Here is a 24,989-nt window from a genome sequence, read left to right on the forward strand (position 1 = left end):
GTGGCGGGAAGGCGGAATCTTTCGCCGTTTTCATCAAGCACACGATGTGACCCTTCCATCTCCCATGCGAGATAGGGCGCGAGCGATCTTGCTTTTGCCAGAAGCGCATTGGCGAAACCCTCATAGTCCGCTGTCCAAGCGCCGGGTCGTGCTTTAGAACGGCATGAAGACGCTCATATACCAACCCAATGCCGCAGGCCTCTTCGCATGACCAGAACACCAGCCCCAATAAAGAACGACTTGCCCGAGCTTCCCGTCAGCGATGTTCTTGGCGATATTGCCGATGCGCTGGCAGGCGCGAAGCGCGCGGTTCTTTCGGCTCCTCCCGGCGCAGGCAAAACGACACTGGTCCCGCTTCACCTGCTGCGGCAGGAATGGCGAGGCGACGGCAAGATCATTCTTCTTGAACCGCGCCGGCTTGCCGCGCGGGCCGCGGCCGGGCGCATGGCTGATCTGTTACATGAAAGCGTAGGAGAAACGGTCGGCTACCGCATGCGGCTTGACAATCGTATTTCTTCGAAAACCCGGATAGAAGTGGTGACCGAAGGGGTGTTTGCTCGAATGGTTCTCGATGATCCGGAACTTGCCGGCGTTTCGGCGGTGATTTTCGACGAGTTTCATGAACGCTCACTCGACGGCGATTTCGGTCTGGCTCTGGCACTCGACGTTCAGGATGGATTGCGAGACGATCTGCGTATCCTCGTTATGTCCGCCACCCTTGATGTGGACCGCATCAGCACGCTGATGCGCGACGCGCCAGTGGTTCAGAGCCTCGGCCGCACATTCCCAATCGATATCCGCTATGAGGATCGCTGGCAGGGCGCGCCGGTTGAAGAGAAAGTCACCAAGGCAATTATCGAAGCCCATGCGGCGGAAACAGGTTCCATCCTTGCTTTCCTGCCGGGGCAGGCGGAAATCACCCGCACGGCCGCACGGCTGGAGGGGCGCTTTTCCAATGATACGGACGTCATCCCGCTTTACGGTAACCTGTCACAAAAGGAGCAGGACGCAGCGATCAAGCCGGCGGCGGCCGGGCGACGCAAGATCGTGCTTGCCACCTCCATCGCGGAAACCTCGATCACCATCGACGGTGTGCGCGTGGTGATTGACAGCGGATTGCAGCGACTACCCGTGTTCGAACCGGCAACGGGAATAACGAGGCTGGAGACCGTCCGGGTATCGCGGGCTTCCGCAGATCAGCGGGCGGGCCGTGCGGGGCGAACGGAACCTGGCGTGGCAATCCGCCTGTGGCATCCGGGACAGACGGCGGCGCTTAATGCCTTTACGCCACCGCAAATTCTGGCGAATGATCTTTCCGGCCTTGCGCTGGATCTCGCCCATTGGGGTGTTCACGATCCTTCCATGCTTGCCTTTCTGGACACGCCGCCTGAAGCAGCGCTTAAGGAATCGGTGGCGCTTCTCAAAAATCTCGGCGCTCTCGATGAAAGTGGCGCACTGACACAGCGCGGTCGCCTGATGCGCGGCCTTTCACTACCGCCACGGCTGGCGGCGATGGTGATTGCAGCGGCAAGCGAGGGTGCAGGGAAAAAGGCGGCGATGCTCGCCGTCATGCTGACGGAACAGGGGCTGGGCGGAAACGATCTCGATCTTGATGAACGGCTACGGCGTTTTGTTTCCGACAGGAGCGAAAGGGCGCAGGCGGCGCGCAAGCTGGCATCGAGGCTGTTCGATGCGATTGGCGATATAAAGACGGCAGCCGAATTGCCAAGCGAAGCCGGCCCGCTGCTGCTGCACGCCTATCCGGACAGGATCGCGCTTCAGCGCGGAGCACGCGGCCGTTATGTGATGGCGAATGGCCGGGGTGCCGAACTTGCCGAGACCGAGCGGCTGGCGGCGAGCAGGATGCTTGTCGTGGCCGACATTACCGGGCGAGCGGTGCAGCCACGCATCCTTGCGGCAGCAGGCATCGACAGGGCCGATATAGAAGAGCGGATGCCGCACCTTATCGTTCAGCAGGACCAGTTGCTCTTTGACAAGGCAAGCGGCCAGGCACGTGCGCGCCGGGTCACGCGCCTCGGCGCCATCATCCTCGATGAAACGCCCCTGCCCCGCCCGGAAGGCGAAAAGGCCGCACAGGCGCTGGCCAATGGCATTCAGGAATTCGGCATCGGCATTCTGCCCTTTTCGAAAGAAACCCAGCAGCTGCGCGACCGGATCGGTTTTCTGAACGCGAGCATCGGTGAACCCTGGCCGGACGTCAGCGATGCAGCATTGCTTTCGCGACTTGAAGATTGGTTCGTTCCTTTCCAACACGGTGCGCGTAGCCTGCAGGACATTCGACCCGGCAGCCTTTCCGAAGGGATTATGTCTCTCGTGCCACACGAGGTGGCGCGAGACCTCGGAAGACTAGCGCCGACACATTTCGAGGCGCCGACGGGCCAGCGGCATCCAATCCGCTACGACGCCAGCGAACCGACCCTTTCCATTCGCGTGCAGGAACTTTTCGGGCTGACGTCGCACCCCGCGATCGCGCAGGGGCGCTTGCCGCTACTGCTGGAATTGACCTCGCCCGCACACAGGCCGATACAGACCACTCGCGATCTTCCCGGTTTCTGGGCGGGATCGTGGAAAGATGTGCGGGCGGATATGCGTGGGCGTTATCCGCGTCATCCATGGCCGGAGGACCCGGCAGCGGCCCTGCCGACCAGCCGTGCGAAACCGCGCGGAACGTGACGACGATGAATAGGGTAAAGGAGACGAAGGTGGCTGGTCATCCGATCGAAACCACAAGGCTTGGCCGCGCCAGCCGCAGAATAAGGCTGCAGACGATTGTCTGGCTGCGTTGGCTGGCGGTTGCCGGACAGACAGCGACGATCCTTTTCGTTGCTTTCGGGCTGAACTTCCCCCTGCCGCTGCTGGCCTGCGGCCTGCTGATTGCGGCGCTGGCGCTTGCCAACCTGTTTCTCACCGCCCGCTTTCCCTCCACCTATCGCCTGGAACCCTGGGAAGCGACATTGCTGCTGGCCTTCGACCTGCTGCAATTGACGGCGCTGATCTATATTACCGGCGGCCTTTCCAATCCTTTCGCGCCGCTGATCTGCGTGCAGGTCATCATCGCGTTTGCCTCGCAGCCGCTGCGGCATTCGCTTATTCTTCTTGCTTTTGCCGTCATCTGCTCGACTGCGATCGCCTTTTCGCCGTTTCCGGTTCCCTGGTATCCCGGCGAGGTCTTGCCGATCCAGCTTCTGCTGCATGTCGGTACCTGGGTCGCGATCATCGCCACCACATCCTTTGCGGCCTTTTATGCCTATCGCGTTTCGCATGAGGCCAATCAGCTGGCGGACGCGCTGGCTGCAACCGAACTGGTGCTGGAGCGGGAAAAACACCTCTCGCAGCTGGATGGGCTGGCAGCCGCCGCAGCGCATGAGCTCGGCACGCCGCTTGCGACCATCAGCGTTGTCGCCAAGGAAATGGAACGCGAGCTTGGAAATGATGAAAAATATGGCGAAGACATAGCGCTGCTGCGCAGCCAGAGTGAAAGGTGCCGCGATATTCTGCGCCGCCTCACATCGCTATCCGCCGATAATGAGGAACATATGCGTCGCCTGCCGCTGTCTTCGCTGATCGAGGAGGTGATGGCGCCGCACCGGGAATTCGGCATTCGCCTTGAGCTCGTGGAAAAGAGCAACCGGGCCGACGAACCGGTCGGCATTCGCAACGCCGGCATCATCTACGGACTGGGCAACCTCATCGAAAACGGCGTGGACTATGCGCGGGAGAAGGTGACGGTGACGGTGGAGCATGATTCGCAGAATGTCGCGGTCCTCATCGAGGATGATGGGCCGGGTTATGCCCATGACGTGCTTGCCCGTATCGGCGAGCCCTATGTGACGGAACGGCACAACGACACCCGGGCGGGCGGGCTGGGACTTGGCCTTTTTATCGCCAAGACACTGCTTGAGCGATCCGGCGCCGCCGTTACCTTCGAAAATCGCGGCTCCAGCAAAACCGGGGCGCGGGTCACAATCATCTGGCCTCGCGCGCTTATGGACGATAAAAGAAACCGTTGACTTTACCATCCACGTTGAAGCGGCGATAAGAAGAAGAAACAAAGCCGACGAAGTTGCCGGAAGGCCGGAAACATGAAGACAGAAGACCAGACCCCAACCACCAGCGCACCTGCGGACGATATCGACCCCATCGGACCCGACAAATCTCTGCTGATCGTCGATGATGACGGCCCGTTTCTGCGCCGGCTTGCCCGGGCAATGGAAACGCGCGGCTTTGCCGTCGACACTGCCGAGACGGTCAGCGATGGTATTGCCCGCTCCAAGGCCGCACCGCCTAAATATGCGGTGGTCGATCTGCGGCTTGCCGATGGCAACGGACTGGAAGTAATCGAAGCCATCAGGCAGAACCGGGACGATACGCAGATCGTCGTTCTGACCGGTTATGGCAACATCGCAACCGCCGTTACCGCCGTGAAGCTTGGAGCGCTGGATTATCTGGCCAAACCCGCCGATGCGGACGATGTCTTTAATGCCCTGACGCAGCGCAAGGGCGAAAAGACCGAAGTCCCTGAGAACCCCATGTCAGCCGACCGGGTGCGGTGGGAGCATATTCAGCGCGTTTATGAAATGTGCGAACGCAACGTCTCAGAGACCGCCCGCCGTCTCAACATGCACCGGCGCACCTTGCAGCGCATTCTCGCCAAGCGCGCACCGAAGTAATCACTCTCCGAAGCTGCGCCCGGTCGTCCATTCCGCCAGCATCAACCGGGTTGCAGCGGTTCTCGAGAAATCCAGCATCACCGATTTGCGGGTCGCCGGCGGCAATTTATGCTCCGGCGCATCGCGAAGCATATGGGCACCATATCCATCCGAAAGGATCAATCCGCACTCTTCCGGAAAGATATCGGTCGGCACTTCCGGATGGGTGGCGAAAAACAGCCGGTCGCAATGCAATCGGTATTCCGGCCATTTGCGATCGACACGAAAATCCTCGATCGAAGATTTGATTTCGATGATCCAGATCTCCCCCTTGACCGACAGGCTGATGAGATCCGCCCTTCGTCCGCTCGCAAGCGGCAGCTCCGGCAGTACAGAATGACGCATCTCGTGCAAAAGGACCTGAACGCCCCGACGCACCAGCATCGCCTTGTCCGACTGGCGGCCGTCTATTAAGGGATTATTGTTGGTAACGGAAAGAATAGTCATGGATAAAGGCTGCTGAAGCGTTTGGCCTATTGTTGCAAAAAGGCAATCAACCGGTAATTTTAAATGCGCGACCGTCTCGCGGCGGCGCAACGGCTTGCCAAGAGCGGCTGAATGGAAAATAACCGATTTATCCAATTAAGCCTACTCCTTCGCACAATTTGGCGAATTTTCCGCGAGAACAACATGCGCATCCGTACTTCATTGACCGCACTTGGTCTGACGGCAGCACTGGCTCTGGCCGGCTGCGCTGAAACCACCTCCCAATCAACTCGCCCGACATCCGGCAAGATCGCGGCGTCAGTGCCGGTTGCCGACCCCGTTCCGGCGAAGGTCGAAACCGTCCAGATTTTCAATGACGTATACGGTCCTGTGACCGATGCGGGCTATGCGCTGCCGGCCATTCCGATCAATCGCGTAAACGAGAAGTTCCGTCGTCAGATCGTTGAGTTCCAGACGAACGAACGTCCCGGCACGATCATCGTCAATACGCGCGATCGTTACCTTTATTATATCCTGTCCGGTAACCGCGCCGTCCGTTACGGCATCGGCGTTGGCAAGGCAGGTTTTGCCTGGGCCGGTGAGGCCTATGTTGCCTGGAAGCAGGAATGGCCGATGTGGCATCCGCCGAAGGAAATGGCGGACCGCAAGCCGGAAGTCGCGAAATATGTCGAAGCAGGCATGGGCCCCGGCCTGTCCAACCCGCTCGGCGCACGCGCCATGTATCTCTTTAACGAAAAGGGACAGGATACGCTGTTCCGCATCCATGGTTCGCCCGAATGGGCTTCGATCGGCACCGCCGCCTCTTCCGGCTGCATCCGCATGATCAACCAGGATGTCATGGATCTTTACAGCCGTGTCCGCCCGGGCCGCAGCTCCAAGGTCGTCGTGATCCAGTAAGATCAGATAGAAGACAAAGAAAAAGCCGCCGTGGAATTTCCCGGCGGCTTTTTTATTTATCTAAACGCCTGGCTCGGTTTCAGGCTGATTGCTTCGCCTTCAGTTCCAGACGGCGGCGGTGCAGGACCGGTTCTGTGTAGCCATTCGGCTGTTCGCGGCCCTTCAGCACAAGCTCGACAGCCGCCTGAAATGCGATCGATCCTTCAAAATCGGACGCCATCGGCAGATAGGCAGCGTCGGCGGCATTCTGCCCGTCGACTACGGCAGCCATGCGCTTCATTGTCTCAACGATCTGCCCTTCCGTCACCACGCCATGGCGCAGCCAGTTCGCCATGTGCTGTGCGGAGATGCGCAGCGTCGCTCGATCTTCCATCAGTCCGACATTGTTGATGTCAGGCACCTTGGAGCAACCGACACCCTGATCGACCCAGCGCACGACATATCCCAGAATGCCCTGCGCATTATTGTCGAGTTCGCGCTGGATTTCCTCCGGCGTCCAATTGGGACGCGGCGCGACCGGCACCGACAGAATATCGGAAAGCTTCGCGCGACCTCGGCTTTTCAAGCCTTCCTGAACGGCGGCGACATCGACCTTGTGATAATGCGTGGCATGCAGCGTCGCCGCCGTCGGCGACGGCACCCAGGCGGTATTGGCGCCCGCTTTCGGATGCGCGATCTTCTGCTCCAGCATCGCCGCCATCAGGTCCGGCATGGCCCACATGCCCTTGCCGATCTGCGCGTGGCCGGAAAGGCCGCATTCCAGACCAATATCGACGTTCCAGTTCTCGTAAGCCGCGATCCAGGCGGCCTGCTTCATGTCGGCCTTGCGGATCATCGGCCCCGCTTCCATCGAGGTGTGGATTTCGTCGCCCGTGCGGTCGAGGAAGCCGGTGTTGATGAAGACAACGCGATCCTTCGCAGCACGGATACTTTCCTTGAGGTTAACCGTGGTGCGGCGCTCTTCATCCATGATGCCCATCTTCATGGTGTTCGGCGCCACGCCGACAAGATTTTCGACGCGCGAGAATATCTCGCTGGCGAAAGCGACTTCCTCTGGCCCGTGCATCTTCGGCTTGACGACATACATGGAGCCGGCGCGGGAATTGTGCCGCCGCCCGGACGGACCGACATCGTAAAGCGCGATCAGTGCGGTGACGACAGCATCCATGATGCCTTCCGGAACCTCGCGGCCATCCCTGTCGAAGATTGCCGGATTGGTCATGAGATGACCGACATTGCGCACCAACATCAGCGAGCGACCCGGCAAAGTAAGCGCCGAACCATTGGGCGCGGTATAATAACGATCCGGATTCAGTCTGCGCGTGAAGGTCTTGCCACCCTTCGCAACCTCCTCCGTCAGATCGCCGCGCATCAGGCCAAGCCAGTTGCCGTAAACCAGAACCTTGTCTTCCGCATCGACGGCAGCGACCGAATCTTCACAATCCATGATGGTCGTCAGCGCGGATTCGAGAATGACATCGGAGATGCCCGCCTTGTCGCCCTTGCCGATTTCCGTCGACGGATCAATGACGATCTCGGTGTGCAAACCGTTCCTGCCGAGCAGGATCGTTTCCGGCTTTTCCGCCTCACCGGTAAAGCCCTTGAATTGTGCAGCGTCCTTCAACCCCGTCGTGGCGTCGCCGATTGCAAGCTGCAACAGGCCGTCAACGATCTTGAAGCCTGACACATCGGACCAGCCTGCCGTTTCGAGCGGCGCCGATTCATCGAGGAAGTTGCGCGCCCAGGTGATGACCTTTTCGCCGCGCTTCGGATTGTAGCCCCTGCCCTTTTCCGCACCATCAGCATCGGAGATGGCATCGGTGCCGTAAAGCGCGTCGTAAAGCGAACCCCAGCGGGCATTGGCGGCATTCAGCGCATAACGCGCGTTCATCACCGGAACAACGAGTTGCGGGCCGGCGACGGCAGCAATTTCCGGATCGACATTGCCGGTTTCCACCTGGAAGCCGGGGCCTTCCGGCAGCAGGTAACCGATTTCCTTCAGAAAGCCCTCATAGACAGCAAAATCCACCGGAGCGCCGTTCTGCCGGTACCAGCCATCCAGTTTTTCCTGCAGCGCATCGCGCTTTGCCAGCAATTCGCGGTTCTTCGGAGAAAGCTCGTGGACGATGGCCGAGAAGCCTTCGAAGAAAGCCTCGCTGTCCAGACCCGTGCCCGGCAGCACTTCATCCGTCAAAAAAGCATAAAGCTTGTCATCGATAGAAAGACCGAATTTATTCGTGCGGCTCACATGCGCCTCCTCTATTCTAGGCGTCCAGATTGGACGTTGAAGAGGGCGCTCGTCAATTGCGGCAGGCAGCCAAATATTATTTCCATTTTGGAAACAATGCGGCCGATAGTCGTCTTTTTCTACAAAAGCGCCTGCAAGTCCTTGATGCGGTCATTCACCAGCCAGCCGTAATAGTTTTCTTCGGGCATCAGGGGCTGCTCCCCGCCTGCGGCGCGCTGGCGGTTCTTCTGGGCGAGAGCGGCCGCGCGCTGCTGCGAGCCGCCAACATTATAAAGCGTGGAGGTGACGCCGGGATTTTTCGAAATATCCATATCGGCAATCGATCTGTAATCGTCGATCGACTTGCGGATGGAGGCGGCCATAAAGGCCAGCGAACGATCAGGGTCCATGATGGCGGTATAGACGGCTGTGGCGTCGTTCTCGTCCAACCTGTCATAGCCCGACGTTTTCGACACCATATCGGACAACATCAGCGCCGTCAGCGGGTTGATCTGGCCGAGACCGAAGGTCTGCCCGGCATAGAAGGGCTGGAAAAATACGGCGCTGAAACGGTTGTTCGGATAGGCGACGCCATCCACCGTCCTGCCGCGGAAGCTGTCGTCCCAGACATCTTCCCGACAGTTCCAAAGGCCGTAGGAATCCTTCTTCGACTGACATTTGGTAAATTGCGAGCGCGTCAGAAACTGCGCGATGGTTTCGTCCTTATACCCGAAACGGAAGCTGCTGCCGGCATAGGAGGCGGCTTTGACATAGTAGGATTGCAGCCGGTCATAGGCATCGACATTATAAGTATGCTCGCCGACGATCGCACCGATCATATGGATCGGATCGATGCCGTAGCGCCCGGCCGTCGACTTGATCTTGGCGATCAGCGCCTTGTCGGAGGACAAGAGGTCGATCACCTTCTGATATTTACGTTCGAAAGAGCTGTTGGACGCCTTCGTCCTGCGCGCGGAAGCACCGGGGACACCGGGCTGTTCGGCATTGCGATTGCCCGGCGGAACGACCGTTGCGGCCTCGACGTAAGAAGACGAGACGACGGTGAACGTCAAAGCAGCGGCAAATGCCAGAAGAGTTTTGCGCACGAGCGAATGCCTTTTCTCAAGCCTGTGGCTTCCCTGCGAAAGAGGAAAACCAGACCATTCCACGAAAGCGGTTCCAACCGGAATGCAGCCCTTCCCATAAACAAAATGCGGGCTGAATGCGAGATGAGGCAGATAAAATAAAAGAGTGCGGCAAATATGGCCGCACTCTTCTTTCGTTCTCCCTGAAGTCTTCAGAGAATATAACGCGACAAATCCGTATCGGCGGCCAGATCGCCGACATGTTTTTTGACGTATTCCTGATCGATCTTGATGGCAGACCCACCGCGATCCGGCGCGTTGAAGGAAATCTCGTCCAGAACCCGCTCCATCACCGTCTGCAGACGACGCGCACCGATATTCTCAACCGACGAATTGAGATGAACGGCCACATCGGCCAAAGCGTCAATCGCATCATCGGTGAAATCAAGATCGAGTTCTTCCGTCGCCATCAGCGCCTTGTACTGGCGGATGAGGCTTGCTTCCGTTTCGGTGAGGATCCGGCGGAAATCCTCCTTGGTCAGCGGCTTCAGCTCAACGCGGATCGGCAGGCGGCCCTGAAGCTCCGGCAAAAGATCGGATGGCTTTGCCACATGGAACGCGCCTGACGCGATGAACAGGACGTGATCGGTTTTGACAGGGCCGTATTTCGTCGAAACCGTCGTGCCTTCGACAAGCGGCAGGAGGTCACGCTGCACGCCTTCACGCGAAACGCCAGCGCCCATGCCGCCATCGCGCGCCGCGATCTTGTCGATCTCGTCGAGGAAGACGATGCCGTCATTTTCCACCGACTTCACTGCTTCGCGCTGGATCATTTCATTGTCGAGCAGCTTGTCGGATTCATCGCGGACGAGATCGGTATAGGATTTCGAGACCGTGGTGCGCACTTTCTTGGTGCGTCCGCCCATGGCCTTGCCGAACATTTCCGACAGGTTGAGGACGCCGATATTGGCGCCCGGCATGCCGGGAATTTCGAAACCGGGCATGCCCGATCCGCTATCGGCAACCTCGATATCAATTTCCTTGTCGTCCAACTCGCCATCACGCAGCTTTTTGCGGAAGCTTTCGCGGGTGCCGGGCGACGCGGTCGTACCGACAAGCGCATCGAGTACCCGTTCTTCAGCGCTGGCATGCGCCTTGGCCTGTACTTCTGCGCGCTTCTTTTCACGCACGAGGCCTATACCGATTTCCACGAGATCGCGGATGATCTGTTCGACATCGCGGCCGACATAACCGACTTCGGTGAACTTGGTCGCCTCGACCTTGATGAACGGGGCGCCGGCCAACTTTGCCAGGCGACGGGAAATCTCCGTCTTGCCGACACCGGTCGGCCCGATCATCAGAATATTCTTGGGCATCACTTCATCGCGCAGGCTCTCATCGAGCTGCTGGCGACGCCAGCGGTTGCGCAGTGCGATCGCGACCGCACGTTTCGCATCATGCTGGCCGATGATGTGGCGGTCCAGTTCCGAGACAATTTCCCGGGGTGAAAAAGTGGTCATTCTATCCTCTCGGCTTTCCTGTTCCGGCCGGCCATTCCGGCCCGGCCCACAGGACCCATGGTTGAGAAAATTCGCTTATTCGGCGTCGAGCATTTCGACGACGAGATTATGGTTGGTATAAACGCAGATATCGGCGGCGATATCGAGCGCCTGGCGCGCTACGTCTTCGGCCGACTTGTCCGTGTCCATCATGGCGCGGGCAGCCGCAAAGGCGTAGTTGCCGCCGGAACCAATGGCGATCGCGCCGTGCTCCGGCTCCAGCACATCACCATTGCCGGTGATGGCAAGCGTGGTGGATTTATCAGCGACCAGCATCATGGCTTCGAGATTGCGCAGATATTTGTCCGTGCGCCAATCCTTGGCGAGCTCGACTGCGGCGCGCATCAGCTGGCCCGGATATTGCTCTAGTTTCTTTTCAAGACGGTCAAGCAGCGTGAAGGCATCCGCGGTCGCGCCGGCAAAACCGGCAATTACTTCACCCTTGCCGATGCGGCGAACCTTGCGGGCATTGCCCTTCATGACGGTCTGGCCGAGGCTTACCTGACCATCGCCAGCCATGACGACCTTGCCGCCTTTTCTGACTGTAATAATCGTTGTCATCAAACACCTGTCTGCCCTGTCGGGCCTGCGGTTAACGGGCCGGTATGCAGCCCTTCTCGAGTTCTATGTAAGTTTGCTTTTCGCGATTGCAATCTTCGAGGCGACGCACCGTTTTCGGCATGTCGGGCAAGATGATGGAACAACTGGATATTTGTGTCCCGTGCTGATAAGGAACGGCAACATTTTCACGGAGCGGCCAAAATGGCAGAACGTAAAGGCGAGATTATCCGCACCACCAACGAGACTTCGGTTTCGGTGCGTGTGGATATCGACGGCACCGGCAAGTCGACAATTTCCACCGGCGTGGGATTTTTCGACCATATGCTGGACCAGCTGAGCCGCCATTCGCTGATCGACATGCACATCGAGGTCAAGGGCGACCTGCATATCGATGACCATCACACCGTGGAAGATACTGGCATCGCCATCGGCCAGGCGATTGCCAAGGCGCTGGGTGACCGTCGCGGCATTACCCGTTATGCCTCGCTTGATCTTGCCATGGACGAGACGATGACCAAGGCTGCCGTCGATATTTCCGGCCGGCCCTTTCTCGTCTGGAACGTCAATTTTTCCGCACCGAAGATCGGCACTTTCGACACGGAACTGGTGCGCGAGTTCTTTCAGGCGCTGGCCCAGAATGCCGGTATTACGCTGCATATCCTGAACCATTACGGCGCCAACAACCATCATATCGCCGAAACATGCTTCAAGGCCGTTGCCCGCGTTCTTCGTACGGCAACCGAGATCGACCCCCGGCAGGCAGGCCGCGTTCCCTCCACAAAGGGTATGCTGGCCTGACGCCAAAGCTGTCAGGAAGCCCATGACAAGCTATCTCGTTCTGGAAGCCCGAAACGGGCCGGACAGGGACCACAAAACGACCCGTTTCATTGCAGACCGTTTCGTCTGGCTGGCTCTGATTGCGCCGTGGTTGTGGCTCGCGATCAACCGCGCGTGGCTGGCGGCGGTGGTCGTTTTTATCGCCCTCGTTCTGGCCGGTCAGGCATCAATGTTACCCGGATTCGAACCGGTCGGCATTCTGTGCGGCTTTGCCATTTCCCTTATCACCGCACTGGAGGGACGCGATTTTCTCGTGCGGCACTTGATCCGAAAAGGCTGGAAGATGACATCGATCATCGCCGCCCCTGATCTTTCGAGTGCGGAAGACATATATTTCTCCAAACTCTCAGAAAACACGGAAACGACGGAACAGCTTTCACAGCCGGTCTGGACCCCTTCGCCGCAGAAGAACGGTGGCAAAAACTTCGTCAACGATCCCGCCGGATCGTTTCTTTTCGACTTGAATGGAAGGCGCTGACATGCGTGTCGCGATCATCGACTACGGTTCGGGCAATTTGCGTTCGGCCACCAAAGCTTTCGAGCGTGCCGCCCGTGAGGCCGGCATCAATGCCACCATCGATCTGACCGACAGGCCGGATCACGTCGCTACGGCGGACCGTATCGTCCTGCCTGGTGTCGGCGCCTATGCGGATTGCCGCGCCGGTCTTGATGCCGTTCCCGGCATGCATGAGGCGCTTGTCGAAGCCGTCGAGAAAAAAGCCCACCCCTTCCTCGGCATCTGCGTCGGCATGCAGCTGATGTCCTCACGCGGCCTGGAAAAGACCGTCAGTGCCGGGCTTGGCTGGATTGAGGGAGACGTCGTGGAAATGACGCCCTCCGATACCAGCCTCAAAATCCCGCAGATCGGCTGGAACACGCTGGAAATCCGCCACGCCCACCCGCTGTTTGACGGCATCAAGACCGGCGCGGACGGGCTGCATGCCTATTTCGTGCATTCCTATCATCTGGCGGCCAAGCACTCGACGGATGTCATCGTCACCACCAATTATGGTGGCGCGATGACGGCTTTCGTAGGTCGTGACAATATGGCGGGCGCGCAGTTCCACCCGGAAAAGAGCCAGACGCTCGGCCTTGCCCTGATTTCCAATTTCCTGCGCTGGAAGCCCTGACATGATTCTTTTTCCCGCAATCGACCTTAAAGACGGCCAGTGCGTTCGCCTGAAACTTGGTGATATGGACCAGGCCACCGTTTACAACGAGGATCCCGGTGCACAGGCAAAGGCCTTCGAAGACCAAGGCTTCGAATGGCTGCATGTCGTCGATCTCAACGGCGCCTTCGCCGGCCAGACCGTGAATGGCGAGGCGGTCGATGCCATTCTCAAAGCCACGAAAAACCCGGTGCAGCTTGGCGGCGGCATCCGCACGCTTGATCACATTGAAGCGTGGCTGAGCCGCGGGCTTGCCCGTGTCATTCTCGGCACCGTCGCGGTGCGCGATCCGGTTCTGGTCATTGAAGCCTGCAAGCGTTTCCCCGGCCAGGTCGCCGTCGGCATCGATGCCAAGGGCGGCAAGGTTGCCGTTGAAGGCTGGGCGGAAGCTTCCGAACTCGGCGTCATCGAACTTGCCAGGCGCTTCGAGGGTGCCGGTGTCGCCGCCATCATCTATACCGATATCGATCGCGATGGCATTCTTGCCGGCATCAACTGGGCCTCGACCCTGGAACTGGCGGATGCCGTCTCCATTCCGGTCATCGCGTCCGGCGGCCTTGCCTCCATCGATGACATCAAGCGCATGCTGCAGCCGGATGCCGCAAAGCTCGAAGGTGCGATTTCAGGCCGCGCGCTATATGATGGGCGTATCGACCCCGCGGAGGCGCTTGCCCTCATCAAGGCTGCGAAGGAAGTAAGCGCATGACCCTCAAAGCCCGTATTATTCCCTGCCTCGATGTAAAGGACGGCCGCGTCGTCAAGGGCGTCAACTTTGTCGATCTGATCGATGCCGGCGATCCCGTCGAGGCGGCGAAAGCCTATGATGCAGCGGGAGCCGATGAACTCTGCTTTCTCGATATTACCGCCTCCTCGGATAATCGCGACACGATCTTCGAGGTGGTTTCGCGCACGGCCGATCATTGTTTCATGCCGGTAACGGTTGGTGGTGGGGTTCGCAGCGTTGCGGATATTCGCAAGCTGCTTCTATGCGGCGCCGACAAGGTCTCGATCAATTCCGCAGCGGTCAAGGATCCGGATTTCGTGGCGCAGGCTGCCGACAAGTTTGGCAACCAGTGCATCGTCGTTTCCATCGATGCCAAGCGGGTTTCCAAGGACGGAGAAGTCGACCGTTGGGAAATCTTCACCCATGGCGGACGCCAGCCAACCGGGATCGACGCCGTGGAGTTTGCCATCAAGATGGTGGAGCGCGGCGCAGGTGAATTGCTCGTTACCTCGATGGATCGCGACGGCACCAAGAGCGGCTATGATATCGGCTTGACGCGCAGTATTGCCGATCAGGTTCGTGTACCCGTCATCGCTTCTGGCGGCGTCGGCACGCTGGATGATCTGGTGGCAGGCGTTCGTGATGGTCACGCGACGGCGGTGCTCGCCGCCTCCATCTTCCACTTCGGCACCTATTCGATCGGGCAAGCCAAGAGCTACATGGCCGAGCATGGCATCGCCATGCGTCTCGACTGATTGCAGGAACATCTCATGAGCGCATTTTCCCTTTCCGATCTGGAACGCATCGTCGCAACCCGCGCCGCTGCATCTCCTGACGAATCCTGGACGGCCAAACTCGTCGCGGCCGGGCAGGAACGGGCGGCTAAAAAACTGGGCGAAGAGGCAGTGGAAGCTGTCATCGCTGCCATCGCGAAAGACCGCGACGGGCTGAAGAATGAAGCCGCCGACCTGCTTTACCATCTGCTGGTAGTACTGAAGATCGCCGACATTCCCTTGAGCGACGTTTTTGCCGAGCTGGAGCGCCGGACGGGCCAGACCGGCCTTGCGGAAAAGGCGGCGAGGCCCAAATCATGAATGTCACGGCAGGCAGTGGGGAGAGAGGCATGCCGAGCACAATCGATCATTTCCGGCCCGATGAATATTCGCCCTACCACTTCTTCAGTTCGGAAGAATGGGCGAAATTTCGCGCCGATACGCCACTGACGCTTTCCGCCGACGAGGTCAAACGGCTGCGCTCGCTTGATGATCCGATTGATCTGGACGAAGTGCGGCGCATCTATCTGTCGCTGTCGCGCCTGCTATCTTCGCATGTGGAAGCATCGCAACTGCTTTTCGAGCAGCGCAACCGCTTTCTCAACATGGGGGATGTCAACAAGACGCCATTCGTCATCGGCATTGCCGGTTCAGTCGCGGTTGGAAAATCAACGACGGCGCGTATCCTGAAAGAGCTTCTGGCGCGCTGGCCCTCCAGCCCGAAGGTCGATCTCATCACCACGGACGGATTTCTCTATCCGAATGAGGTGCTGCGGCGTGAAAACCTTATGGAGCGCAAGGGCTTTCCGGAAAGCTACGATATCGGCGCGCTGTTACGCTTCCTGTCGGCCATCAAGGCGGGCCAGCCGAATGTGAAAGCGCCGCGTTATTCGCATCTGACCTATGACGTGCTGCCGAACGAGTTCACCGTCATCGACCAGCCGGATATCCTTATTTTCGAGGGCATCAATGTGCTGCAATCGCGGGACCTGCCGGCGGGCGGGCGGATCGTGCCCATCGTTTCCGACTTCTTCGATTTCTCGATCTATATCGATGCCGACGAGGATTTCATTCACAACTGGTATGTGAACCGGTTCATGAATCTGAGAAACACGGCTTTCCGCGATCCCAATTCATTCTTCAACCGTTATGCGTCGATCAGTGAAGAAGCGGCGCTCAGCATTGCCGAGGGTCTCTGGCAGAACATCAACCTGAAGAACCTGCGCCAGAACATTGTTCCGACGCGCCCGCGTGCGGACCTTATTCTGCGAAAGGGAAAGAACCACCTGATCGATACGGTGGCGCTTCGCAAACTGTAAAGATGCCGCGCGTGGGCGGCATCTCCAGTGGCTAACCCGTTATTATGCGAGGTCGGGGATACGCAGAACCTGGCCGGGATAAATCTTGTCGGGATGGGTCAGCATTGGCTTGTTGGCTTCGAAGATAATGTTGTTTTTCGCGCCATTTGCCTTGCCGTACTGGGCTTCGGCAATCTTCCAGAGATTGTCGCCCTTCTTGACGGTGTAGAAGACGGGTTCTTTTGCCGGGGCTTCGGCCACTTTCAGTTCACCGGCCTCGACCTTGGAAATGCCGAGCGTATTGCCGACTGCAATGACCGCCTTTTCGAAAACAGACTGATCGGCCACTTCGCCCTTCAGAACGACCTTGTCGTCCACCACCTCGACCTGAACCTTGTCCGTGCCGAGATCGTGGGAAGCGAGTTCCTTTTTGACCGCATCGACATCAGGTGCGTCATCGCCGCCGATACCAAGCTTTTTTCCCGCTTCCTTGATGAAATTGAACAGACCCATAGCACCCTCCTTGGTTGTAGGGAGGATTACCAGACGATATTTGAAGCTCTATGACAAGGGCGAAAGATTTCGCGCAGGATTGCCACCTAGTCCCCCGAAGGCTTACCGCGCATTTTCTTGACATCGGAACGGCCGGATTTTGCCTTCAGACGGCGCTCGACTGATCCCTTGGTGGGTTTGGTGGCCTTGCGCACTGGCGGAGGCGGGGCGGCGGCTTCGAGGATCAGCTCCTTCAGCCGCTCACGCGCATCTTCGCGATTGCGCTCCTGGCTGCGAAACCGGCTTGCCTCGATCATCAGCACGCCATCTTTCGAAACACGTCGCCCCCCCAGGCGCAGGGCATTCACCTTCACCCGATCGGACAGGGACGGTGAATTGGCGATGTCGAAAAACAACTGAACCGCCGTCGAGACCTTGTTGACGTTCTGGCCGCCCGGCCCACCGGCCAGCACGAATTGCTCCGTCAGCTCCCAGCCGGCGATAGTGATACGGTTGCTGATATAAAGCGGGTCGCTGGCCATGATCTTTCTCCGCGCCGGTGATGCCACAGAACGCGTGAAATGAAAACAGTGGCCAGAATCGAGAGACCGGCAAAAAGAAACCCGGCACAAGGCCGGGTCCCCTCCTCCTCACAAATGAGGCTTTATTATTCAGCCGCGAGCAGAAGGCCCGGGGCTGCGTCGCGAACCTTGCTATCGACGTGATCTTCGAACTTGGTGAAGTTCGTGACGAACATCGAGACCAGCTTCTTCGCCTGCGCGTCGTAAGCTGCGCCATCGGCCCAGGTTGAACGCGGATCGAGAATTGCACTATCCACGCCATCAAGCGACAGCGGCACCGCGAAGCCGAAATTCGCATCGGTGCGGAATTGTGCATCCTTCAGCTCGCCAGTGAGCGCAGCCGTCAGAAGCGCGCGTGTCGCCTTGATGGGCATCCGCTTGCCGATGCCGTAAGCGCCGCCGGTCCAGCCGGTGTTGACCAGCCAGCAATCAACGCCGTGTTTGCCGATCAGTTCACGCAGCAGGTTGCCATATTCCGCCGGGTGGCGTGGCATGAAGGGTGCGCCGAAGCAGGTGGAGAAGGTGGCTTCCGGCTCGGTCACGCCCTTTTCCGTGCCGGCGACCTTTGCGGTGTAGCCGGACAGGAAATGGTACATGGCCTGTTCCGGCGTCAGCCGCGCGATTGGTGGCAGCACACCGAAGGCATCCGCCGTCAGCATGATGATCGTTTTCGGATGACCGGCGATGCCGGTTTCCGATGCATTCGGAATGAAGTGCAGCGGATAGGCGCTGCGGGTATTTTCCGTCAGCGAGTTGTCGTTGAAATCGGGAACCCGGTTTTCGTCCAGCACGACATTTTCGAGAACCGTGCCGAAACGATTGGTAGCGGCGTAGATTTCCGGCTCGGCCTCGGACGAAAGCTTGATCGCCTTGGCATAGCAGCCACCTTCGAAATTGAAGATGCCATGTTCGCCCCAGCCATGTTCGTCATCACCGATCAAGGTGCGTGATGGATCTGCAGACAGCGTGGTCTTGCCGGTGCCGGAGAGACCGAAGAACACGGCGGAATCACCCTCAGGACCGACATTGGCCGAGCAATGCATCGGCATCACGCCCTTGGCCGGCAGAAGGTAGTTCAGCACTGTGAAGACCGACTTCTTGTTTTCACCGGCATAGGAGGTACCGCCGATGAGGACGAGACCGTTGGTAAGGTCGCAGGCGATGACGGTTTCCGAACGCACACCGTGACGGGCGGGATCAGCCTTGAAGCTCGGCAGGTTGATGATGGTGAGCTTCTGCTTGAAACCAGCCAGTTTTTCCTGCTTCGGACGGATCAGCAGATTGCGGATGAACAGCGAGTGCCAGGCAAGCTCGGTGACGACGCGTGTCGGCAGCGCATTTTCCTCATCGGCGCCGCCGATCAGGTCCTGCACGTAAAGCGTCTTGCCGGCGGCGTGGGCCAGCATGTCCTTATGCAGCAGCTCGAAGTTTTCCGGCGACAGCGGCTTGTTGTTATCCCACCAGATGGTGTTCTCGGTGGAAGCGTCGCGCACAACGAATTTGTCCTTCGGCGAACGGCCGGTGTGCTGGCCGGTGACGGCGCGAAGAGCGCCATCGATTGTCAGTTCGGCCTCGCCGTTGCGGATCGCCTCTTCGTATAATTCGCTCTCGTTGAGGTTATAAAAGACGCGGGAAGCCTCGCCCAGTCCGAGTTCCGCAACTCCATTGGCAGGATTATGAACCCCAAGCTCGTTCATGACGCGTTCCTTGTAAATGACGATAAGGCCGTTGAAATTTTCACGGAAAAATACGTGGCAGCTTTTGGAAACGCAAGAGCCGAACTTTAAAAAACTTAGTGATTTCAATATATTAATCGATTTAAAAGATTTTATTTCTTTTTAAATCGGTTGAAGACGCATTAAAATCCAGCTGCGGCGGTTTCACGAAATCCGGCCACCGCACCCGCACGATTTTGGGGCGAGTTTTCCTTTGCCACAATTTGTTCCACCTTTATACTCAAGAGAGTGGCTCGCGGCGCACAACCTGGCTGGGTGAATGTCGGGAGTTACGAGAAAATGACGATGGAGACCAACTACATGCAGACGATCGCGCTTGTCGACGATGACCGGAATATTCTCACTTCGGTATCGATCGCGCTCGAAGCCGAAGGCTACCGGGTCGAAACGTATACGGACGGCGCCTCCGCGCTTGACGGGTTGATCGCCCGTCCGCCGCAGCTCGCCATTTTCGATATTAAGATGCCCCGCATGGACGGCATGGAGCTTTTGCGGCGCCTGCGTCAGAAATCGGATCTGCCGGTGATCTTCCTCACCTCCAAGGATGAGGAGATCGATGAATTGTTCGGCCTGAAAATGGGCGCGGATGACTTCATCACCAAACCCTTCTCGCAGCGCCTTCTGGTTGAACGCGTCAAGGCAATCCTGCGCCGCGCCAGCAGCCGCGATGCCGCGCCAGCGGCCGGCGGCGCAATAAAGCCGACGGCGGACCAGCAGGCCCGCACGCTGGAGCGCGGGCAACTCGCCATGGATCAGGAGCGTCATACCTGCACCTGGAAGGGCGAACCGGTAACACTCACCGTTACCGAATTCCTCATCCTGCACTCGCTGGCACAGCGGCCGGGCGTGGTGAAAAGCCGCGACGCGCTGATGGACGCCGCCTATGACGAGCAGGTTTATGTGGATGACCGCACCATCGACAGCCACATCAAGCGCCTTCGCAAGAAGTTCAAACTGGTCGATGGCGACTTCGATATGATTGAAACGCTTTATGGCGTAGGATATCGCTTCCGCGAAGCGGCCTGAATCGGCACGCAAATCGGAAGAGACCACCCGAAGAGTGGTGGCGAGGACTTAAATACGTGCTGAAGAAAACGCCGGAAACCGTCTCGGATAGCGACGATGCCGAAGAACGCGGCAACGAACGCCGCCATCGTATCCATCCGCTGACGATCATCCGGCGCATTTTCGGCAATGCGGTGTTTTCCAGTCTGACGCGCCGCATTCTTTTCTTCAATGTCGCGGCGACGGTCGTTCTGGTCGGCGGTATTCTCTATCTCAACCAGTTCCGTGAGGGGCTGATCGATGCGCGCGTCGAAAGCCTTCTGACGCAGGGCGAAATCATCGCCGGCGCGATTTCGGCCTCCGCTTCGGTCGATACCAATTCGATCACCATCAACCCCGAAAAGCTTCTCGAATTGCAGGCGGGGCAAAGCATCACGCCCGCTCCCAATGACGAGGACTTAAGTTTTCCGATCAATCCCGAACGGGTGGCACCAGTGCTGCGGCGGCTGATTTCACCGACGCGCACCCGCGCGCGACTGTTCGATGCCGATGCCAATCTGCTGCTCGATTCCCGCCATCTTTATTCGCGCGGACAGGTTCTGCGCTTCGATCTGCCGCCGGTAACGCCGGAAACCCAGACCTGGGGTGAGTGGTTCACCAGCATGTTCAACCGCATGCTGCAGCCAAGCAGTCTGCCGCAATACAAGGAAGCGCCTGGTGGCGACGGTTCGATTTATCCGGAAGTGATGAATGCGTTGACCGGCGTGCGCGGCGCGGTCGTTCGCGTCACCGAAAAGGGTGAGCTGATCGTTTCGGTCGCCGTGCCGGTGCAACGCTTCAGGGCGGTGCTTGGCGTATTGCTGCTCTCCACCCAGGCGGGCGATATCGACAAGATCGTGCATGCGGAGCGCCTGGCCATCATGCGTGTTTTCGGCATCGCCACCCTCGTCAATATCGTTCTGTCGCTGCTTCTGTCCTCCACCATCGCCACGCCGCTGCGGCGGCTTTCGGCCGCCGCGATCCGTGTGCGTCGCGGGGCGCGAACCCGCGAGGAGATACCGGATTTTTCGGCCCGTCAGGATGAGATCGGCAACCTTTCGATTGCGCTGCGTGAAATGACGACGGCGCTTTACGACCGTATCGACGCGATCGAAAGCTTCGCTGCCGATGTCAGCCACGAACTCAAGAACCCGCTGACCTCGCTACGCAGCGCCGTGGAAACCCTGCCGCGCGCCAAAACCGAAGAATCGAAGCAACGGCTGACCGAGATCATCTTCCATGACGTTCGGCGTCTCGACCGACTGATCAGCGATATTTCGGATGCGTCGCGGCTCGATGCCGAACTGGCGCGCGCCGATGCCTCGCCGCTCGACCTTGATGTGCTGATGAAAGGGCTGGTAGACATATCCCGCCAGATCAGCACCAAGAAGAAAAGCGTGGCAATCGACTATGTGGCCGACAGGAAGGCCGGAGCCAAAACCTCCTTCGTGGTGAATGGCCACGACCTTCGCCTCAGCCAGATCGTCACCAATCTGATCGAGAACGCCCGTTCTTTCGTGTCAGAGGAAAGTGGTCGCATCACCGTGCGTCTTTCCCGCCACAAGGATCGCTGCCTCGTGCAGGTGGAAGATAACGGACCCGGCATTCAGGCCGAAGATATCGACCGGATTTTCGAACGGTTTTACACGGACAGACCGGCGAGCGAAGGCTTCGGCCAGAATTCCGGCCTTGGTCTTTCCATCAGCCGGCAGATCGCCGAAGCCCATGGCGGCAGCCTGAGGGCGGAAAATGTCGTCGACAAATATGGCGTGATATCAGGCGCGCGCTTCACCCTGTCGCTACCGGCGGCCGAAACCCATGAACGCTGAACGCTTCAACCTGCATGCCACCGCCATCATCGTTCAAAACACGGGAATCCTCTTCACGGGACCATCCGGCAGCGGCAAGAGCGAGCTTGCCTTCAGTTTTCTGACCGAGGCTGAACGTTGCGGATTGCCGGCGGCGCTGATCGCGGACGATCAGATTTTCGTGTATCGCGACGGCGAAGACATCATTGCCGAGCGGCCGCAAGCGATTGCCGGGCTGCTGGAATTGCGCGGAAGCGGCATTGTTTCGCTCAGCAGCGTTGCGAGCGCTCCACTACATTTTGCCGTCACGACAGTTCTTTCACCGGAAAATCCCAGACTTCCCGAAGATGACGAAGTGTTTTTGCTGCCCTGTGGTGGGCATCTTCCACTTCTGCGCATACCGCTTGCAAGTCTTACGCCCTATGGAAAATTTGCTGCACTTGCTCAGAATCTTTTTAAAACGAATGTGAAGTGACGATGATTCGGGCGATTTTAGGCTTGCGATTCGCATTTTCCTCATCAAGATGAAATCCCACCGATGGACAGGATTGCCGCGTTGCGATAGTCGGCAATGAGAGTGCGTGTGCAAGGGAGCATTTCATGATCGGACTAGTGCTTGTCACCCATGGCAAGCTGGCTGAGGAATTTCGCCATGCGTTGGAGCATGTCGTTGGTCCCCAGAAATTGATCGAGACGGTTTGTATCGGTCCCGAAGACGACATGGATCAGCGCCGGCAGGATATCATCGACGCCGTTGCGCGTGCCAATGATGGCAATGGTGTTATCATATTGACGGACATGTTCGGCGGCACACCGTCCAATCTTGCAATCTCCGTCATGAATAACGGCAATGTCGAAGTCATCGCCGGGGTCAATCTTCCCATGCTGATCAAGCTTGCCGGTGTTCGCAGCGAAGACAATATGGACAAGGCCCTTCAGGATGCATCCGATGCCGGCCGCAAATATATCAACGTCGCCAGCCGCGTTTTAAGCGGCAAGTGAGAAGTCAGCCCATGTCGCCTCTCTCCCGGGAATTGCCGATCATCAACAAGCGCGGTCTCCATGCCCGGGCATCTGCAAAATTCGTTCAGATGGTCGAGGGCTTCGACGCAACGATCACGGTTTCCAAGGACGGCATGACCGTCGGCGGCACTTCCATCATGGGCCTGATGATGCTGGCGGCCAGCCCCGGCTGCAGCGTCTATGTCGAGGCAAGCGGCAATCAGGCGTCGGAGGCGCTGGCCGCGTTGGAAGCTCTGGTGGCCGACCGCTTCGGCGAAGAAGCCTGAGCCAGCAACATATAAAGACATAAAGACCTCTTTATATCATCATTGCCAGATCGTTTGTGGCCTGCTAAACCGCTGCTACGTTTAAAAGCCGGGCCAACAGGCGCGGCATTCTGATCTGGAGAACTTCATGAGCCTTGAGAAGGACTACATTGTCGCCGACATCAACCTTGCCGCATTTGGCCGCAAGGAGCTGGACATCGCCGAAACCGAAATGCCCGGCCTGATGTCCTGCCGCAAGGAGTTCGGCGAAAGCAAGCCGCTGAAGGGCGCACGCATCACCGGTTCGCTTCACATGACGATCCAGACCGGCGTTCTCATCGAAACGCTGAAGGAACTGGGCGCGGACGTTCGCTGGGCCTCCTGCAACATCTTCTCGACGCAGGATCATGCAGCAGCGGCCATTGCAGCGGCTGGCATTCCGGTCTTCGCCGTCAAGGGTGAAAGCCTGACGGAATATTGGGAATATACCGACAAGATCTTCCAGTGGACCGATGGCGGTCTGTCCAACATGATCCTCGACGATGGCGGCGATGCCACCATGTACATCCTGCTTGGCGCACGCGCCGAAGCCGGCGAAGACGTTTTGTCCAATCCCGGCTCTGAAGAAGAAGAAATTCTTTTCGCGCAGATCAACAAGCGCCTGAAGGCTTCTCCCGGCTGGTTCACCAAGCAGCGCGACGCGCTGAAGGGTGTTACCGAAGAAACCACGACGGGCGTTCACCGTCTTTACGATCTCAGCAAGAAGGGCCTCCTGCCCTTCCCGGCGATCAACGTTAATGACAGCGTCACCAAGTCGAAGTTCGACAACAAATACGGCTGCAAGGAATCGCTGGTGGACGGCATTCGTCGTGCAACCGACGTGATGATGGCCGGCAAGGTCGCCGTCGTCTGCGGTTACGGCGATGTGGGCAAGGGTTCTGCCGCCTCGCTGCAGGGCGCCGGTGCCCGCGTGAAGGTCACCGAAATCGACCCGATCTGCGCGCTTCAGGCTGCCATGGACGGTTTTGAAGTCGTTCGTCTGGAAGATGTCATCTCTTCCGCCGATATCTTCATCACCACCACCGGTAACAAGGACGTCATCCGCATCGAGCATATGCGCGAGATGAAGGACATGGCTATCGTCGGCAATATCGGCCATTTCGACAATGAAATTCAGGTCGCCTCGCTGCGGAACCTGAAGTGGACGAACATCAAGCCGCAGGTCGACATGATTGAGTTCCCGAAAGGCAACCGCATCATCCTTCTGTCCGAAGGCCGCCTGCTGAACCTCGGCAATGCCACCGGCCACCCGTCCTTCGTCATGTCTGCATCCTTCACCAACCAGGTGCTTGGCCAGATCGAGCTCTTCACCAAGCAGGGCGAATACAAGAACGAGGTTTACGTGCTGCCGAAGCATCTCGACGAGAAGGTTGCGCGCCTTCATCTCGAGAAGCTCGGTGTGCGGCTAACAGAACTTTCCGATCTGCAGGCAGATTATATCGGCATCTCCAAGGAAGGCCCGTTCAAGGCTGAACACTACAGATATTAATATCATAGTTAATATCCACTGAAATTACACAACATCTAGATGCCGCGCACTTGACAAAGTGCGCGGCATCTTTTTTGCGCCCTCCCTTTCCGCAGATTTATGAAGGCGGTATTGTCATCGGACTTGATTCGGACACGCCAAAGGGCGGCGGGGACGAAATGGGATGTCTTGTCGAAGATGCGGCACATAGGACGGAGACAGACC

At 58.3% G+C, this 24,989-nt stretch carries 25 protein-coding genes; 17 read left to right on the top strand and 8 right to left on the bottom strand.

Going from position 1 to position 24,989, the window contains the following annotated elements:
- Positions 1-207: 207 nt before the first annotated feature.
- From hrpB to EXN68_RS17510, 3 genes are all read left to right on the top strand, one after another.
- Entirely contained in the window at positions 208-2,694 is a 2,487-nt protein-coding gene (gene hrpB, locus EXN68_RS17500; RefSeq protein WP_142842092.1) for an ATP-dependent helicase HrpB, read from the top strand.
- A gap of 29 nt (positions 2,695-2,723) precedes the next feature.
- The gene (actS, locus tag EXN68_RS17505) at positions 2,724-4,031 is read left to right on the top strand and encodes a two-component system sensor histidine kinase ActS (RefSeq protein WP_142842367.1); all 1,308 of its coding nucleotides are present in this window, start codon (positions 2,724-2,726) and stop codon (positions 4,029-4,031) included.
- A gap of 72 nt (positions 4,032-4,103) precedes the next feature.
- Positions 4,104-4,691 carry an ActR/PrrA/RegA family redox response regulator transcription factor gene (locus tag EXN68_RS17510; protein ID WP_065114473.1) on the top strand — a complete coding sequence of 196 codons (588 nt, stop codon included), beginning with the start codon at positions 4,104-4,106 and terminating at the stop codon, positions 4,689-4,691.
- Here EXN68_RS17510 and EXN68_RS17515 read toward each other — a convergent pair whose 3' ends face one another.
- Positions 4,692-5,177 carry an MmcB family DNA repair protein gene (locus EXN68_RS17515; protein WP_004444350.1) on the bottom strand — a complete coding sequence of 162 codons (486 nt, stop codon included), beginning with the start codon at positions 5,175-5,177 and terminating at the stop codon, positions 4,692-4,694.
- Between the two features lie 183 nt (positions 5,178-5,360).
- Between EXN68_RS17515 and EXN68_RS17520 the strand changes: the two genes are divergently transcribed.
- Positions 5,361-6,074 carry a L,D-transpeptidase gene (locus EXN68_RS17520; protein WP_046799744.1) on the top strand — a complete coding sequence of 238 codons (714 nt, stop codon included), beginning with the start codon at positions 5,361-5,363 and terminating at the stop codon, positions 6,072-6,074.
- Positions 6,075-6,153: 79 nt separating this feature from the next.
- Here the strand turns inward: EXN68_RS17520 and EXN68_RS17525 are convergent, their stop codons facing one another.
- The 4 genes from EXN68_RS17525 to hslV form a co-directional block, all read right to left on the bottom strand.
- Positions 6,154-8,322: a malate synthase G gene (locus tag EXN68_RS17525; protein ID WP_142842093.1), complete on the bottom strand. Its 2,169-nt coding sequence runs from the start codon at positions 8,320-8,322 to the stop codon at positions 6,154-6,156.
- Between the two features lie 119 nt (positions 8,323-8,441).
- Complete coding sequence (locus EXN68_RS17530) at positions 8,442-9,407, bottom strand: DUF1402 family protein (protein ID WP_142842094.1); 966 nt, start codon at positions 9,405-9,407, stop codon at positions 8,442-8,444.
- 191 nt (positions 9,408-9,598) lie between these two features.
- Positions 9,599-10,906, bottom strand: a complete 1,308-nt coding sequence (gene hslU / locus EXN68_RS17535; RefSeq protein WP_142842095.1) for an ATP-dependent protease ATPase subunit HslU — start codon at positions 10,904-10,906, stop codon at positions 9,599-9,601.
- Positions 10,907-10,981: 75 nt separating this feature from the next.
- Positions 10,982-11,506, bottom strand: a complete 525-nt coding sequence (gene hslV / locus EXN68_RS17540; protein WP_142842096.1) for an ATP-dependent protease subunit HslV — start codon at positions 11,504-11,506, stop codon at positions 10,982-10,984.
- 201 nt (positions 11,507-11,707) lie between these two features.
- On the opposite strand from hslV, the gene hisB reads away from it, so the two are divergent.
- From hisB to coaA, 7 genes are read left to right on the top strand one after another with little or no spacing between them, the layout of a single operon-like run.
- Positions 11,708-12,304 carry an imidazoleglycerol-phosphate dehydratase HisB gene (hisB, locus tag EXN68_RS17545; RefSeq protein WP_142842097.1) on the top strand — a complete coding sequence of 199 codons (597 nt, stop codon included), beginning with the start codon at positions 11,708-11,710 and terminating at the stop codon, positions 12,302-12,304.
- A 22-nt stretch (positions 12,305-12,326) separates the two neighbouring features.
- A complete protein-coding gene (locus tag EXN68_RS17550; RefSeq protein ID WP_142842098.1) occupies positions 12,327-12,821 on the top strand; it encodes a DUF2628 domain-containing protein in 495 nt (164 codons plus the stop codon).
- Between the two features lies 1 nt (position 12,822).
- Complete coding sequence (hisH, locus tag EXN68_RS17555) at positions 12,823-13,473, top strand: imidazole glycerol phosphate synthase subunit HisH (RefSeq protein ID WP_142842099.1); 651 nt, start codon at positions 12,823-12,825, stop codon at positions 13,471-13,473.
- 1 nt (position 13,474) lies between these two features.
- Complete coding sequence (gene hisA, locus EXN68_RS17560) at positions 13,475-14,218, top strand: 1-(5-phosphoribosyl)-5-[(5-phosphoribosylamino)methylideneamino]imidazole-4-carboxamide isomerase (RefSeq protein ID WP_142842100.1); 744 nt, start codon at positions 13,475-13,477, stop codon at positions 14,216-14,218.
- Positions 14,215-14,991, top strand: a complete 777-nt coding sequence (hisF, locus tag EXN68_RS17565; protein ID WP_142842101.1) for an imidazole glycerol phosphate synthase subunit HisF — start codon at positions 14,215-14,217, stop codon at positions 14,989-14,991. The genes hisA and hisF overlap by 4 nt, the downstream gene beginning before the upstream one ends.
- A gap of 15 nt (positions 14,992-15,006) precedes the next feature.
- Positions 15,007-15,330 (top strand): phosphoribosyl-ATP diphosphatase, encoded by a 324-nt coding sequence (locus tag EXN68_RS17570; RefSeq protein ID WP_142842102.1) that lies wholly within the window; start codon positions 15,007-15,009, stop codon positions 15,328-15,330.
- Positions 15,327-16,328 (top strand): type I pantothenate kinase, encoded by a 1,002-nt coding sequence (gene coaA / locus EXN68_RS17575; RefSeq protein WP_193559532.1) that lies wholly within the window; start codon positions 15,327-15,329, stop codon positions 16,326-16,328. Before EXN68_RS17570 ends, coaA begins: the two co-directional genes overlap by 4 nt.
- Positions 16,329-16,370: 42 nt before the next feature.
- On the opposite strand, the gene lysM is transcribed toward coaA, so the two are convergent.
- From lysM to EXN68_RS17590, 3 genes are all read right to left on the bottom strand, one after another.
- Positions 16,371-16,820: a peptidoglycan-binding protein LysM gene (lysM, locus tag EXN68_RS17580; RefSeq protein ID WP_142842104.1), complete on the bottom strand. Its 450-nt coding sequence runs from the start codon at positions 16,818-16,820 to the stop codon at positions 16,371-16,373.
- A gap of 86 nt (positions 16,821-16,906) precedes the next feature.
- On the bottom strand, positions 16,907-17,341 hold the full coding sequence (arfB, locus tag EXN68_RS17585) for an alternative ribosome rescue aminoacyl-tRNA hydrolase ArfB (protein WP_142842105.1): 435 nt from the start codon (positions 17,339-17,341) through the stop codon (positions 16,907-16,909).
- 125 nt (positions 17,342-17,466) lie between these two features.
- Positions 17,467-19,077, bottom strand: coding sequence for a phosphoenolpyruvate carboxykinase (locus EXN68_RS17590; RefSeq protein ID WP_142842106.1), 1,611 nt, complete (start codon positions 19,075-19,077; stop codon positions 17,467-17,469).
- A gap of 339 nt (positions 19,078-19,416) precedes the next feature.
- Between EXN68_RS17590 and chvI the strand changes: the two genes are divergently transcribed.
- The 6 genes from chvI (at position 19,417) to ahcY (ending at position 24,785) form a co-directional block, all read left to right on the top strand.
- On the top strand, positions 19,417-20,142 hold the full coding sequence (chvI, locus tag EXN68_RS17595; protein WP_142842368.1) for a two-component system response regulator ChvI: 726 nt from the start codon (positions 19,417-19,419) through the stop codon (positions 20,140-20,142).
- A gap of 56 nt (positions 20,143-20,198) precedes the next feature.
- Positions 20,199-21,989 carry a two-component system sensor histidine kinase ChvG gene (gene chvG / locus EXN68_RS17600; protein ID WP_142842107.1) on the top strand — a complete coding sequence of 597 codons (1,791 nt, stop codon included), beginning with the start codon at positions 20,199-20,201 and terminating at the stop codon, positions 21,987-21,989.
- Positions 21,979-22,443 (top strand): HPr kinase/phosphorylase, encoded by a 465-nt coding sequence (locus tag EXN68_RS17605; protein ID WP_142842108.1) that lies wholly within the window; start codon positions 21,979-21,981, stop codon positions 22,441-22,443. Before chvG ends, EXN68_RS17605 begins: the two co-directional genes overlap by 11 nt.
- A 125-nt stretch (positions 22,444-22,568) precedes the next feature.
- Positions 22,569-22,970, top strand: coding sequence for a PTS sugar transporter subunit IIA (locus tag EXN68_RS17610; protein WP_003505374.1), 402 nt, complete (start codon positions 22,569-22,571; stop codon positions 22,968-22,970).
- A gap of 11 nt (positions 22,971-22,981) precedes the next feature.
- Positions 22,982-23,257, top strand: coding sequence for an HPr family phosphocarrier protein (locus EXN68_RS17615; protein ID WP_046799729.1), 276 nt, complete (start codon positions 22,982-22,984; stop codon positions 23,255-23,257).
- A 127-nt stretch (positions 23,258-23,384) separates the two neighbouring features.
- On the top strand, positions 23,385-24,785 hold the full coding sequence (gene ahcY, locus EXN68_RS17620) for an adenosylhomocysteinase (RefSeq protein WP_046799728.1): 1,401 nt from the start codon (positions 23,385-23,387) through the stop codon (positions 24,783-24,785).
- Positions 24,786-24,989 lie beyond the last annotated feature (204 nt).

It is taken from the genome of Martinezella rhizogenes (assembly GCF_007002745.1).
GTDB classification, from domain to species: Bacteria; Pseudomonadota; Alphaproteobacteria; order Rhizobiales; family Rhizobiaceae; genus Agrobacterium; species Agrobacterium cucumeris.

What these genes read in the sequence shown, in the direction of transcription:
- EXN68_RS17590 (WP_142842106.1), bottom strand. Translation starts at nt 19,077, where the DNA reads ATGAACGAGCTTGGGGTTCATAATCCTGCCAATGGAGTTGCGGAACTC.
- lysM (WP_142842104.1), bottom strand. Translation starts at nt 16,820, where the DNA reads ATGGGTCTGTTCAATTTCATCAAGGAAGCGGGAAAAAAGCTTGGTATC.
- hisF (WP_142842101.1), top strand. Translation starts at nt 14,215, where the DNA reads ATGACCCTCAAAGCCCGTATTATTCCCTGCCTCGATGTAAAGGACGGC.
- EXN68_RS17520 (WP_046799744.1), top strand. Translation starts at nt 5,361, where the DNA reads ATGCGCATCCGTACTTCATTGACCGCACTTGGTCTGACGGCAGCACTG.
- EXN68_RS17550 (WP_142842098.1), top strand. Translation starts at nt 12,327, where the DNA reads ATGACAAGCTATCTCGTTCTGGAAGCCCGAAACGGGCCGGACAGGGAC.
- chvI (WP_142842368.1), top strand. Translation starts at nt 19,417, where the DNA reads ATGCAGACGATCGCGCTTGTCGACGATGACCGGAATATTCTCACTTCG.
- arfB (WP_142842105.1), bottom strand. Translation starts at nt 17,341, where the DNA reads ATGGCCAGCGACCCGCTTTATATCAGCAACCGTATCACTATCGCCGGC.
- EXN68_RS17515 (WP_004444350.1), bottom strand. Translation starts at nt 5,177, where the DNA reads ATGACTATTCTTTCCGTTACCAACAATAATCCCTTAATAGACGGCCGC.
- EXN68_RS17570 (WP_142842102.1), top strand. Translation starts at nt 15,007, where the DNA reads ATGAGCGCATTTTCCCTTTCCGATCTGGAACGCATCGTCGCAACCCGC.
- hslU (WP_142842095.1), bottom strand. Translation starts at nt 10,906, where the DNA reads ATGACCACTTTTTCACCCCGGGAAATTGTCTCGGAACTGGACCGCCAC.
- EXN68_RS17615 (WP_046799729.1), top strand. Translation starts at nt 22,982, where the DNA reads ATGTCGCCTCTCTCCCGGGAATTGCCGATCATCAACAAGCGCGGTCTC.
- hslV (WP_142842096.1), bottom strand. Translation starts at nt 11,506, where the DNA reads ATGACAACGATTATTACAGTCAGAAAAGGCGGCAAGGTCGTCATGGCT.
- EXN68_RS17510 (WP_065114473.1), top strand. Translation starts at nt 4,104, where the DNA reads ATGAAGACAGAAGACCAGACCCCAACCACCAGCGCACCTGCGGACGAT.
- ahcY (WP_046799728.1), top strand. Translation starts at nt 23,385, where the DNA reads ATGAGCCTTGAGAAGGACTACATTGTCGCCGACATCAACCTTGCCGCA.
- coaA (WP_193559532.1), top strand. Translation starts at nt 15,327, where the DNA reads ATGAATGTCACGGCAGGCAGTGGGGAGAGAGGCATGCCGAGCACAATC.
- hisB (WP_142842097.1), top strand. Translation starts at nt 11,708, where the DNA reads ATGGCAGAACGTAAAGGCGAGATTATCCGCACCACCAACGAGACTTCG.
- hisH (WP_142842099.1), top strand. Translation starts at nt 12,823, where the DNA reads ATGCGTGTCGCGATCATCGACTACGGTTCGGGCAATTTGCGTTCGGCC.
- EXN68_RS17605 (WP_142842108.1), top strand. Translation starts at nt 21,979, where the DNA reads ATGAACGCTGAACGCTTCAACCTGCATGCCACCGCCATCATCGTTCAA.
- hrpB (WP_142842092.1), top strand. Translation starts at nt 208, where the DNA reads ATGACCAGAACACCAGCCCCAATAAAGAACGACTTGCCCGAGCTTCCC.
- EXN68_RS17610 (WP_003505374.1), top strand. Translation starts at nt 22,569, where the DNA reads ATGATCGGACTAGTGCTTGTCACCCATGGCAAGCTGGCTGAGGAATTT.
- hisA (WP_142842100.1), top strand. Translation starts at nt 13,475, where the DNA reads ATGATTCTTTTTCCCGCAATCGACCTTAAAGACGGCCAGTGCGTTCGC.